This window comes from Labrenzia sp. PO1, from assembly GCF_012273635.1.
Classification (GTDB): Bacteria; Pseudomonadota; Alphaproteobacteria; order Rhizobiales; family Stappiaceae; genus Roseibium; species Roseibium algicola.
In genome coordinates, this window is the sequence record NZ_JAAXCR010000006.1 from 63,207 (window position 1) to 74,917 (window position 11,711).

An 11,711-nucleotide genomic window follows, 5' to 3' on the forward strand; every position below is an offset into this window, starting at 1 on the left:
GTCCAGGTCCAGAGTTCCCGGACGATGCGAACACCGCCAGGGAACCGTTTGTCATTCGTGCAGATTACTTCTGCGGCTCGTACCAGCTCGCCAGACCGTCCTGCAGCTTCTTGCCGAGTGCTTCAGGCGTTTCCGTACCCTTGATAGCGGCAGCAGATGCGCCCCAGGTTTCGTTTTCCAGGTTCGGCGTGCCACGGGACAGGATCTGGTAGGTGGACCTGATGGTGCTTTCGCACTCGCCGCGCCAGCTGGCGAATTCCTTCGCAAGCGGATCTTCCAGTTCAACCGGCGTCTTGGACAGCGGGAAGAAGCCCGGCAGAGCGTTGCCGAAGATGGTGGCGAATTCAGGAGACGCCACCCAAGCCAGGAATTCCTTGGCCTGTTCGGGATGCTCGGTCTTGGCGTTCATGCCGATGCCGATGTCGGTATGATCGGAGATGTAGCACTTGTCGCCAGCGTTGCGGAGCGGCGGCTTGAAAGCGCCCATTTCGAAATCGGCCTGTGTGTTGAAGCCCGAAATTTCCCAGCTACCGGCCGGATAGACCGCTGCACGGCCAAGCGTGAAAATGTTCTGGCTGTCCGGATAGGTCTGGGCCTCGTAGCCATCGCCCAGGTAAGGTGCCCACTTTGCCAGCGTGGCGTAAGGGGCAACCCACTGCTCGTCGGTGAGCTTCTGCTCGCCGGCGATCAGAGCCTTGCGGCCTTCCTCACCCTTCCAGTAGTTCGGACCGATGTTGTTGTAGCCCATGGTGGCCGCTTCCCACTGGTCATTGGTGCCCATGGCCATCGGGATATAGGTGCCGTCTTCCTTGATCTTGTCGAGAGCGGCGAAGAACTCTTCCTCGGTCGTCGGGACTTCGATGCCCAGCTCGTTGAAAGCATCCTTGTTGTAGATGAAGCCGTGGATCACGGCAGCCATCGGCACGCAGAAACTTGCCGAACCGTCGTCCGTCTGCCAGGCAGCCTTGGCAACGTCAGAGAAATTGTTCATGGCGTCCATGTCGGACAAGTCCGCCAGATGTCCGGCATCATAAAGCGCCAGCGAGGCGTCGAACGGACGGCAGGTGATCAGGTCCCCCGCGGAGCCGGCATCAAGCTTGGAGTTCAGTACGGCATTGTATTCTGTCGGTGCGGACGGGGTGAATTTCACCTTGATGCCGGGATGCGAGGCTTCAAAAGCCGGAATGATCTTTTCCTGCCACAGCGCCAGATCGTCGTTGCGCCAGCTTTCGATCGTCAGCGTGACATCTTCAGCAAAAGCAGTCGACGTAAAGAGCGCAGTGCTGGCCATCGCCAGAGCTAGAATATTGCGTTTCATAAGACACCTCCGAAAAGTTCCATCCATTGCTGGATGTTCAAAATTGTCCGCTCACGGCGTTGGAGCCCGTCCCGCTTCCCGGCGCGGCCGGCCCTAATGGGACCTTCCGTTGCCATTCGCGTTTTTGTTTTACCGCCAGATACAGAACAATATGCGCCGGAGAGCATCAGCCCTCCTGCTCATTTCATATAATACCTATTTGATACCACTTGTCGACCTATTAGTTTGAAATCGTGAAAATCATTTTTCACAGGCCGAATCGCCCATTCACGCAGCTTTTTGGTATTATATTGGATTTGTTTTTTCGGCCTTTCAGGCTCAGAGGTATTGTTTCGCCACGTTCAGCAAACGCCGAAATCCGGCGGATTTCCGCCTGTCCGGTGTTGTCTTGTAAATAACTGGCATTACTCCAGCCGGAACAAATGCTTTGGCCCTCTTGCGAGCTGGTTTCTGCACAGTCCTGTCCTGCACGGTCGCGGGAGCTGTTCAGTCGAGGTCCCGCTTCAGAGATCAGGCATAACAATCTGTTTTCTAAAAGAAATAAGAACCAGCCGCTTGAAACAGGCCTCCACACCCAGACCCGTTTTCCGAAACCGCCCCGGGCAACAGCGCACTTGAATGGTTGCGATTGAAAAAGAAATGGCGGATGCCGCCTGTGCCGCTGCGCCTTCCACAGTATAGCCCCAAAAACTCGCTCTTCCTGGAGCGCAACAGTCGCGCCGGCTCACGCCACCTCGTTACCACCTGCCCCAACTGCCCGCCTTTTCCGATCGGGGCAGAGCCACAAACGGGCAGGCCTAATCCTTGTCGAACAGGAAATAGTCGGGCCACAGATCCTGAAAGGTGCCGATATCGATCTGAAGCTTGTTGAGATGGTTGTTCATATTGGCAACCGCAGCATCTGCATCGCCCTTTTCGATCGCTTCCAGAACAGCGGCATGTTCGCCGACGATCAGTTGCATCCGGCCTTCCTGCGGCAGCGTCAGCCTGCGGTAGCGCTCCACCTGCAGCCTGATCTTTTCGATCATGTTCCAGATGCCCGGGTAACCGCTGGCTGCGGCGATACCGGAATGAAAGGCATTGTCCGCCTCGTGGAAGGCCTGTTCGTCGCCTTTGTCGGCCAGCTCCTGCTCACGCTGGACTATCGCCCGCAGCCCCATCAACTGGCTCTTGCTCGCCTTCATCGTGGCTTCGCGAACGCAGACTTCCTCCAGCGCTTTCCTCGCGACGATGGCCTCGCGCAATTCGGAAACGGGAATCCTGGCAACGAAGGTGCCGGACTTCGGGAAAACGTCGACAAGGTTCTCTTCCGCCAGCCGCAAGATCGCCTCGCGAACCGGCGTTCGGCTGATGCCGTATTTTTCGGTCAGGTCTTTTTCCGCCAGCGGCGAACCGGGTGGCAGCGTGACATTTATGATCGCGTTGCGCAGGTCCTGGTAGACGATTTCCGAGTTGCGGGCCGCCCGTCTGGCGGTCCCGGAAGCTGCACCGCGTGGCGGTGCATTTTTTGCTCTCGGCTTGCGCGTCTTGCCTCCGGCAGAAGGCGTTTCATCCAGTGATACGGTCATCGTCTTTCCTGAAACCAAGAGGTTCGAAGATACAGCTGAATTGAGCCTATCTGCTTCGAATCCCTACAGTTTCTTCCCCTCGTTTCCGGTTTACTAGCAATCCGGCAAAGGGATGACCAGCCGAATTCGTTTGCATTCTTACAATATGTCATATACGTAAAATAACTTGTATACCAGTTATACAAGATAGGCCGATTGAGTGGAGGAGCTCGACCCCGGCCGACGGGAGGACAGACATGATTGGAAGAACGATGAAGCGCGGCCTTCTGGCCGCCGCGATGACACTTGCCCTGGCTGGACAGTCCTGGGCCGCGGACCTGAAATGGGCGCATGTCTATGAGGAAGGATCCAGCTACCACAAATGGGCGCTGTGGGCCGCAGACCAGATCAAGGAAAAAACGGATGGCCGCGTGACCATCTCGGTCTACCCGGCCTCGTCACTTGGCAAGGAAGCAGAGATCAACGAAGGCCTGACCATCGGGTCCGTCGACATGATCTATACCGGACCCAACTTCGCCGAACGCGATTACGGTCCGATCGCCATTTCCGACTATCCCTTCATGCTGAAGAACTATGATCACTGGAAGGCCTACCGGGACAGTGACCTCTTCAGTGACCTTTCCAATGGCTACAAGGAAGCGACCGGTCACACGGTGATGGCCATCACCTGGTACGGCTACCGCCATGTGACATCCAAGTTTCCGATCACAAAACCGGACGACATGAAGGGTTTGAAGATCCGTGTGCCGGATTCGCCGCTGATGGTGCTGTTCCCGAATGCGGTTGGCGCCAACCCGACACCGATCGCCTTTTCCGAAGTGTATCTGGCGTTGCAGCAAGGCGTTGTCGACGCCCAGGAAAACCCTCTGCCGACGATCAAGTTCAAGAAGTTCTACGAGGTCCAGTCCAACATCAATCTGACCGGCCATATCGGCAATTCGCTGATCATCGTCGTTTCCGAAAACGCGATGGGGCAGCTGGGGGACGATGCGGCCACCGTGGACGCAGTTCTGAAGGAAGCCGCCGCCCAGAATGCGGACGAGATCTATCAGTCGGAACAGGACCTTGTGCAGTGGTTCGTTGATCAGGGCATCCAGATAAACGAAGTCGACAAGGCTGCTTTCCAGGCTGCTGTCGAGCCGATCCTGACCGATGAATCCAAGGTTCCCTATACCCAGGAACACTACGAGCGGATGCAGGCTCTCGCTCAATGACGCAAAGCAACGATGCCGTGGCTGACCAAACGAAACAGGCCACCGCACAAACGGAGCAAGGGCGCGCGGACGGCGCGCCCGAACTGCTTCACTTTGACGAGACCGAAACCGACCTCAGCGCGCTGAAATGGATCGATGCCCCCGGCATTCTGGTCTTCTGGGTCCTTGCCGTTGTCGTTTTCCTCCAGTTCTTCACTCGCTATGTGCTGAACGATTCCCTCGCGTGGACCGAGGAAGTGGCCCGTTATCTGCTGATCCTGGTCTGCTTTCTTGGCGCAGTCACCGCGACGCGGCGTGGTGCGCATATCACGCTCGAGTTTTTGATGCGCATGGTGCCACCGCGTCTTGCGAAAGGTCTGACCGTTCTGTCCCAGACGATCACGCTCGGTTTTTTCGCCTCCATGACCTGGATCGGTATCGAACTGACCCAGAAAACCCGGCAGAAGATGATTTCCCTGCCGATTCCGAAGGCCTGGATCTACACGATCTGCGTCGTCGCTCTCGGACTGATGGCGTTCTACTCGGCCATCTGGCTGTGGCGCCGCCTTCGCCAAAGCCCCGAAGACCTCGTCCGCTCGCTGGACGACCACCTGCCAACCGATTGAAGAGTTTTCGCCGATGGCCGTCCTGTTCATGATGATGCTGCTGTTCGCCCTGATGATCATCGGGGTGCCGGTCGCTGCCGCCCTCGCCCTCGCCTCGCTCGCCTTCGTGCTGATGGAAGGCCTGCCGCCGATGATCGTGCTGGCAAACATGGTCAACGGCATTAATTCGTTTCCGCTGATCGCGGTTCCCTTCTTCATCCTTGCCGGCAACCTGATGAACTCCGCAGGCATCACGACCCGCATCTTCGCCTTCGCCCGCGCGGCGGTCGGCTGGATGCACGGCGGACTGGGTCACGTAAATGTCGGCGCGAGTGTCATCTTTGCCGGCATGTCAGGGGCCGCCGTGGCGGATGCGGGCGGGCTCGGCAACATCGAGATCAAGGCCATGCGGGACAGTGGTTACGATACGGATTTCGCGGTCGGCATCACAGCTGCCTCTTCCACTATCGGGCCGATCATTCCTCCGTCTTTGCCCCTGGTTATCTACGGCGTCATCGCGGACGCTTCCATCGGCCAGCTTTTCATGGCCGGCATCGTTCCCGGGCTCATGATGGCACTGGCCCTGATGGTGATGGTTGCCTGGTACTCCCGGCAGAGGAATTATCCGCGCGATCTCAATTTCCGCTTTTCGCGGCTTGGCCAGACCTTTCTCGACGCCCTGCTTCCCCTCATGACACCGACGATCATCATCGGCGGCATCATGTTCGGTATTTTCACTCCGACGGAAGCGGCGATCGCTGCCGTCGCCTGGTGTATTTTTCTGGGTGTCGGCGTCTATCGAACGCTGAATTTCAGAAAGATCCTCAAGGTTTCCTTCGAGACGGTGGAGACGACCGCAGCCATCATGCTGATCGTGGCCGCTTCCACGATTTTCGCCTGGATCCTGACGGCCAACCAGACCGCACGCCATTTTTCCGAGCTGATGGTGGCATTGACGGACAACAAGGTCGTTCTGCTACTGATCATCACGCTGATCGTGCTGGTGATCGGCCTGTTCATGGAAACAATTGCCGCCATCACCATTCTGACGCCGGTGCTGCTTCCGGTGGCCGTCGGCCTGGGTATTGATCCGGTCCATTTCGGGATCATCATGATCCTGAACCTGATGATCGGCCTTCTGACGCCCCCGGTCGGCATGGTGCTTTACGTGCTTTCAAAAGTGGCGCAAGTGCCTTTCGAGCGATGCGTGACGGCAACGGCTCCCTTCCTCGTCCCGCTGATCACAGTGCTGCTGCTGCTGACCTTCGTTCCGGCCTTTTCGATGTGGCTGCCGACACTGGTCTATCGGTAGGCGCAAATCGGCTCAATTTTCGGAAGTGCGGTTCACATCCATTTACCGGTGCCGTGTTTGACTGTGCCAATATTCCGCCAGGGAATTTTTGGCACAGCTAGGGGGCCGGAATGTTCGACAGGTTGGCATTTTCTTTTGCGGCATTTGCAGCCGTCACTTTGACGCTCGACGGTGTTCGCGCCCAATCCACGGAACCGGTGTTCTACCCGGGAACGAACGAGGGTCTGTTTCTGATCGTCACCGACATCCACTTCGACCCGTTCAGTGATCCGGCCCTCGTGCCGGCACTGGACAAGAGCCCGGTCTCCGGGTGGACAGACATTTTCAAGGGGGCCGCCGAAAGCATCAAGAGTTACGGCAATGATGCCACCTACTCGCTGATGGTCTCCGCCCTGGATGCGGCGGCAGCCCAAGGCATGACCTACGACTACGTGCTCTATACCGGCGACTACCTGAGCCACCACTTCAATGACACCTACCAGAAGACAGCGGGCGACAATCCGCAGGGCGTGACCTCGTTTGCCATCAAGACCACGCAATATGTTTCCCAGCTTCTGGGCGATACGTTCGGCAACATCCCGGTCTATGGCGTTCTGGGCAACGAAGATTCAGCCTGCGGTGACTACCAGCTCGCTCCCGACAGTGCATTTCTCGAAGGTGTCGGCGAGCAGTGGGCGAAGCTGAGCCGTCAACCGGGCGGATTCCAGGCGTTCAAGCACGACGGCTTCTACAAGGTTACGCATCCAACGGTGCCGGATCAGGACATCATCGCCCTCAGCAACGTCTACTGGGCAAAACACTATTCGGATGCCTGCAATACCAATGGCGGCGATCCTGGAAAGGACGTCATGACCTGGCTGGATGAGCAGCTTGCCGAAACGCAGCAGGCCGGCCGCAAGGCGCAGCTACTGATGCATGTTCCACCAGGCGCCGATGCCCGCGATACGGCGCGCCATGCAGACAAGGAGACGTGTGAGGCCAGTATCCACCTCTTCTGGCAGGAGCATTACCTCACGGACTTTCTGGAGCTGATGTACAAATATGCCGGCACCGTCGACTACACGTTTTCCGGCCACACGCATATGGACGGCTTCACTGTCATCAATGATGCTTCGGGTGAACCGTTGATTGCGAACCAGATAACGGCATCGGTCAGCCCTGTTTTCGGCAACAACCCGGCCTTTGCGGTCTTTCTATACGACAAGACCAGCGGCGCGGTGAAGGACTCGGCGACCTTCTATCTGACGAACCTCGAAGCTGCCGCCGCCGGTGCAAAGCCGGACTGGCAGCTCGAATATGACTACCGCTCCACCTATGCGGTTCCGGACCTTTCCGCCGCCAGCCGGGCTTCACTCGCCAAGACGCTTCAGAACGACGAGCCATTGCGCCAGCGGTTCAGTAATCTCTATGCCGTTCAATCAGCGACCCCGGAAATCGATCCCGTCAATTGGCAGGCATATGGCTGCGCACTCGATGCCACAAGCCTGGACGCCTACAAAACCTGCCTCTGCAGCAGCAACTGACCGTGCGCGCACTTTTTAGTCAGCCTGAGCAAGTGGGAGGTTGAGCTCCCCACGCACTCAGGCTGCCAGGCGTCGGCCTTCAGCATCGAACAGATGTGTCTTGTCCAGATCCAGCGCGATGCCGACGGGGTCGCCGGATTTCAGCGCGAAATGCCCGTGCTCGCGCACCAGGACCTGACCGATGCCCGGCACACTTGCGTGAATGTTGGTGTCCGAGCCCAGGTGCTCGACCAGTTCGGCCGTTCCGGAAATATGAGCGACGTCTTGGGCGACGATGTTGAGATGTTCCGGACGGACCCCCAACTCCCTTGCAGCTGCTTGCCCATTGCTCAACCCAAGGCCGAGGCTGGCGCCGTTCTTCAGTGCAACGCCACCGTCCTTCGGTTCGATATCGAGGATGTTCATGGTCGGAGACCCGATGAACTGGGCAACGAACTTGTTGGCAGGGGTGTCGTAGAGCTCCAGAGGCGTGCCCACCTGCTGGATGTCGCCCGCATTCAGGACCACGATCCTGTCGGCCAGCGTCAGGGCTTCCACCTGGTCGTGGGTCACATAAATCATCGTCGACTTCAGACGCTGGTGCAGCCGGGCGATTTCCAGGCGCATTTCGACACGCAGTGCCGCATCGAGATTGGACAGCGGTTCATCGAACAGGAAGGCGCTGGGATCACGGACGATTGCTCGGCCCATGGCGACACGCTGGCGCTGTCCGCCTGAAAGCTGTTTCGGCAGGCGTGCAGTCAGATTGCTCAGGCCGAGTGTCCTGGCAGCTTCCTGCACCTTGCTTACCCGCTCCTCGTTGGCCGCTTTGCGGATTTCCAGCGAGAAGCCCATGTTCCGTGCCACATCCATATGCGGATAAAGCGCATAGGACTGGAATACCATGGCCATGTCGCGGTCACGGGGCGGCACTTCGTTCATGCGTTTGCCGTCTACCGTGAAGTCGCCTCCGGAAATCGGTTCCAGGCCGGCGATCATGCGCAGCAGCGTGGACTTGCCGCAGCCGGACGGGCCGACCAGCACGATGAATTCGCCATCATCGATGGAGAGGTTGATATCGCGCATAACCTCGACGGAGCCATAGGCCTTGGCGATGTTCTTGAGTTCGATACGAGCCATGGTCTGGGTCTCCTACCCCTTGACGGCGCCAGAGGTAAGCCCCTGGACCAGATAGCGCTGGATGAAGATGAAGAACAGGCAGGACGGCACCAGTGCGAGCACACCGGCGGCCATCATCTGCCCCCAGTCGACAGAGAACTTCGAAACGAAAGTCAGAAGCCCGACGGGGAAGGTCATGGTGTCGTTGGAGTTGATCAGCATGAGTGCGAAGAGCAGCTCGCTCCAGGCGGCGGTAAAGACGAAGCCTAGCGTCGCCCCAAGCCCCGGGAGCGTCAGCGGCAGAATGATCTTCCTGAGCGCTTCGAAGCGGCTGCAACCGTCAATCATGCCGGCCTCCTCCAGATCCTTCGGAATGCCGTCAAAGAAGGACTGCATCAGGAAGGTGGCGAAGGGAATGTTGAAGGCCGTGTAGACGATGATCAGGCTGGTAAGCGAGTTCAGCAGGCCGATCGCTGCAACGATCTTGTAGATCGGGGCAATGATCATCAGAAGCGGAAACATCTGGGTGATCAGCATCAGGGCGATGATCAGCCGTTTGCCGCGAAAATCGAACCGCGAGAAAGCATATCCGGCAGCCGCCGCAATCGCCGTGGTGATGGCCGCGGTGCCAATGGACACGATTACACTGTTCTTGAAATAGGACAGGAAATCCGTTGCGATCAGAACGGTCTGGAAATTCTCGAAGGTAAACTCGCTCGGAAAGAGCGCCGTCCCTTCCGTGAAGATCAGCTTGTCCGGCGTGATCGCGATCTTGACGAGCCAGTAGAGCGGGAAAAGCGCAAAGGCGACGTAAAACGCCAGAGCCAGATATTTTCCCGTGACCGCCAGAGGCGAGCTATTACGAAGCGCACTCATCGAAGCACCTCAGATCTTGACCAGTTTCCGGCGCAGCACCAGCAGGATTGCCGCATAGATCAGCAGCAGACCCAGGAGCGCGACCGCGATTGCGGAGGCATAGCCGAAATCGAGTTTCCGGAAGGCTGTTGTGAAAATGTAGGTCGACAGGATCTGCGTCGAGTTTGCAGGCCCGCCGCCGGTCATGACGAAGATGAGATCGGCGAAATTCGCGATCCAGATCGTCCTCAGCATGACGGTGATTGCGATCATCGGTGCCAGGAACGGCAGCGTAATCTTGGTGAAGGTCTGCCAGGCGGTCGCGCCATCAATTTCCGCAGCCTCGTAAAGCTCGCCCGGGATGGACTGCAGCGCAGCCAGCAGCGTGATGGCGAAGAAGGGAATGCCGAACCAGACGTTTGCGGTCACAGGTCCCCACATGGCCAGGTCCTTGTCACCCAGGATATTGAACGGCTCCGAAAGGATCCCGAGAGCGGCCAGCCAGTGCGGCAGTGGTCCGATGGTCGGGTTGAAGAGCCAGGCCCAGGTGAGAGCCGACAGGAACGTCGGTACGGCCCAGGGCAGAAAGACCAGTGCCTGAACAATGCGCTTGCCGTGGAACTGAGTGTTCAGCAGCATCGCGAGGCCAAGTCCCAGGAAGAACTGGAAGAAAATCGACCCGAGCGTCCACCAGAACGTGTTGGTGAGCGCCAGCCAGAACTTCCGATCAGACCACAGGGCCTCGAAGTTGGCGAAGCCGACCCAGCCCGACTGGAACGGGCGCAGCAAATTGACGGCCTGGAAGGCATAGGAAACGCCGATCACCAGCGGCACCAGCATCACCAGGGCAATCAGCACGATTGCCGGGGTCAGGTAGAGATAAGGCTCCACCATGTAACGGAAGTAGAAGGTGGGCCGAGCCCGGGATTTTTTCCCGGGCACGGCAGTGTCGATCGTGGTCATTGCGCGGCTTTCCAGCGGCCATATTCTTCCGTCAGGAACTCGGCCCATTTGTCGGCCACTTCCTGAGCGGAGATTTCACCCAGGAGGGCTTCCTGGCTGGATTCCAGGGCGATGGAGTCCGCGAAGTAACCGAACTGCTCCAGATAGGTCGGCATGACCGTCGGGATGTACTGGTCGCCGTTCAGGGTGTCGAACCAGCCCTTGAACTGCTCGGTCTTGAAGTACGGATCCTGCTCGGCACCTTCATGGATCGGAATGACGCCAACGCGCTTCGCCCATTCCTTGTTGGTTTCCGGGCTGGACAGATGCGCAATCAGCTTCCACGAAAGGTCTTCGTTGCTGGTCGTGTCGAACATCGCCCAACCGGCGAAACCGATGGTCGGGAAGGCCTTGCCGGCCGGACCGACAGGCATCGGAACCACAGCGAAGTCTTCCGGCGCCATACGCTCGGCAACCGCGATCAACGCATCCGGGTCCTGATCGAGGAACGCACAGGTTCCCGAATAGAAGCCGGCCACGATCTCGTTGAAGCCCCAGCTGACGGAATCCTTCGGGGCATAACCGTTCTGGTACATGTCGATCAGGAACTGGATGCCTTCGACGGAACCCGGCTGGTTGAGCGTGCTCTTGCCATCCGCGTCAAAGAAGGTGTTGTCCCCGTTCATGGTGGCGGCCATCATGATCCAGCCGTTGAGCCCACCAGGTCCGCCCCGGAGACAATATCCGTATTTTCCGTCCAGTTCGGAAACGGCCTTGGCCGCATCCATGAATTCCGCCATCGTGCTCGGCGGATTTTCGACACCGGCTTCCGCCAGCAGCTTCTTGTTGTAGAACATGGCGCGCAGATAGAAGCCGTAAGGGATCATCCGTGCCGTCTTGCCGTCGGTCTGGCGGCCCATGTCCAGAGTTTTCTGGGTCAGCGTGCCACCATATTCCCAACCTGCGATCTTGTCGTTCAGATCGACCAGCCTGTCCTTGTAGATGCCCGCCCAACGGTCCGGCATTTCAACGACATCGGGAATGTCGCCACCGGCCACCATGGTTGCCAGTTTCTCAAAGGCCTGGCCCCAGGGCAGCGAGACGATTTCAACTTCCGTGCCCGGGTTGGCAGCCTCGAAGGCGTCCACTTGCTTCTGCAGTACTTCCGTGCGCTCCGGGCTGGTGATCACTTCCACCAGCTTCAGGGTTTCCGCGCTCGCTGCCGAGCCTGCCAGAAACGCCAATGCGCTAATTGCTCCTATCAGTCCCCTCATGGTTCAACTCCGCTTCTTTCAGG

General features: G+C 58.3%; 10 protein-coding genes. 4 read left to right on the plus strand and 6 right to left on the minus strand.

Annotation, left to right across the window (positions count from 1 at the left end):
* Window positions 1–64: 64 nt before the first annotated feature.
* Window positions 65–1,318, minus strand: coding sequence for an ABC transporter substrate-binding protein (locus tag HCG46_RS25560; protein WP_022997635.1), 1,254 nt, complete (start codon window positions 1,316–1,318; stop codon window positions 65–67).
* A 797-nt stretch (window positions 1,319–2,115) separates the two neighbouring features.
* Entirely contained in the window at window positions 2,116–2,886 is a 771-nt protein-coding gene (locus tag HCG46_RS25565) for a GntR family transcriptional regulator (protein ID WP_168687852.1), read from the minus strand.
* Between the two features lie 236 nt (window positions 2,887–3,122).
* Here HCG46_RS25565 and HCG46_RS25570 point away from each other — a divergent pair, with 236 nt between their 5' ends.
* The 4 genes from HCG46_RS25570 to HCG46_RS25585 all read left to right on the plus strand — a co-directional run bounded on the left by HCG46_RS25570 (window position 3,123) and on the right by HCG46_RS25585 (window position 7,519).
* Window positions 3,123–4,100: a sialic acid TRAP transporter substrate-binding protein SiaP gene (locus HCG46_RS25570; RefSeq protein ID WP_031268038.1), complete on the plus strand. Its 978-nt coding sequence runs from the start codon at window positions 3,123–3,125 to the stop codon at window positions 4,098–4,100.
* Between the two features lie 17 nt (window positions 4,101–4,117).
* Window positions 4,118–4,705 (plus strand): TRAP transporter small permease, encoded by a 588-nt coding sequence (locus tag HCG46_RS25575; protein ID WP_168687853.1) that lies wholly within the window; start codon window positions 4,118–4,120, stop codon window positions 4,703–4,705.
* 13 nt (window positions 4,706–4,718) lie between these two features.
* Entirely contained in the window at window positions 4,719–5,996 is a 1,278-nt protein-coding gene (locus HCG46_RS25580; protein ID WP_022997640.1) for a TRAP transporter large permease, read from the plus strand.
* Window positions 5,997–6,106: 110 nt separating this feature from the next.
* Window positions 6,107–7,519, plus strand: a complete 1,413-nt coding sequence (locus HCG46_RS25585; protein ID WP_168687854.1) for a metallophosphoesterase — start codon at window positions 6,107–6,109, stop codon at window positions 7,517–7,519.
* Window positions 7,520–7,576: 57 nt separating this feature from the next.
* Here HCG46_RS25585 and ugpC read toward each other — a convergent pair whose 3' ends face one another.
* From ugpC to HCG46_RS25605, 4 genes are all read right to left on the minus strand, one after another.
* Window positions 7,577–8,638 (minus strand): sn-glycerol-3-phosphate ABC transporter ATP-binding protein UgpC, encoded by a 1,062-nt coding sequence (gene ugpC, locus HCG46_RS25590; RefSeq protein WP_022997642.1) that lies wholly within the window; start codon window positions 8,636–8,638, stop codon window positions 7,577–7,579.
* A gap of 12 nt (window positions 8,639–8,650) precedes the next feature.
* Window positions 8,651–9,493 (minus strand): carbohydrate ABC transporter permease, encoded by an 843-nt coding sequence (locus HCG46_RS25595; RefSeq protein WP_022997643.1) that lies wholly within the window; start codon window positions 9,491–9,493, stop codon window positions 8,651–8,653.
* 9 nt (window positions 9,494–9,502) lie between these two features.
* Window positions 9,503–10,366, minus strand: a complete 864-nt coding sequence (locus HCG46_RS25600) for a sugar ABC transporter permease (RefSeq protein WP_228148102.1) — start codon at window positions 10,364–10,366, stop codon at window positions 9,503–9,505.
* A 65-nt stretch (window positions 10,367–10,431) separates the two neighbouring features.
* Window positions 10,432–11,688 carry a sugar ABC transporter substrate-binding protein gene (locus HCG46_RS25605; protein WP_031268042.1) on the minus strand — a complete coding sequence of 419 codons (1,257 nt, stop codon included), beginning with the start codon at window positions 11,686–11,688 and terminating at the stop codon, window positions 10,432–10,434.
* Window positions 11,689–11,711: the final 23 nt, after the last annotated feature.

Excerpts from the sequence above, each read along its gene's own strand:
- HCG46_RS25570 (WP_031268038.1), top strand. The coding sequence starts at position 3,123 with ATGATTGGAAGAACGATGAAGCGCGGCCTTCTGGCCGCCGCGATGACA.
- HCG46_RS25605 (WP_031268042.1), bottom strand. The coding sequence starts at position 11,688 with ATGAGGGGACTGATAGGAGCAATTAGCGCATTGGCGTTTCTGGCAGGC.
- HCG46_RS25585 (WP_168687854.1), top strand. The coding sequence starts at position 6,107 with ATGTTCGACAGGTTGGCATTTTCTTTTGCGGCATTTGCAGCCGTCACT.
- HCG46_RS25560 (WP_022997635.1), bottom strand. The coding sequence starts at position 1,318 with ATGAAACGCAATATTCTAGCTCTGGCGATGGCCAGCACTGCGCTCTTT.
- ugpC (WP_022997642.1), bottom strand. The coding sequence starts at position 8,638 with ATGGCTCGTATCGAACTCAAGAACATCGCCAAGGCCTATGGCTCCGTC.
- HCG46_RS25565 (WP_168687852.1), bottom strand. The coding sequence starts at position 2,886 with ATGACCGTATCACTGGATGAAACGCCTTCTGCCGGAGGCAAGACGCGC.
- HCG46_RS25580 (WP_022997640.1), top strand. The coding sequence starts at position 4,719 with ATGGCCGTCCTGTTCATGATGATGCTGCTGTTCGCCCTGATGATCATC.
- HCG46_RS25595 (WP_022997643.1), bottom strand. The coding sequence starts at position 9,493 with ATGAGTGCGCTTCGTAATAGCTCGCCTCTGGCGGTCACGGGAAAATAT.
- HCG46_RS25600 (WP_228148102.1), bottom strand. The coding sequence starts at position 10,366 with ATGGTGGAGCCTTATCTCTACCTGACCCCGGCAATCGTGCTGATTGCC.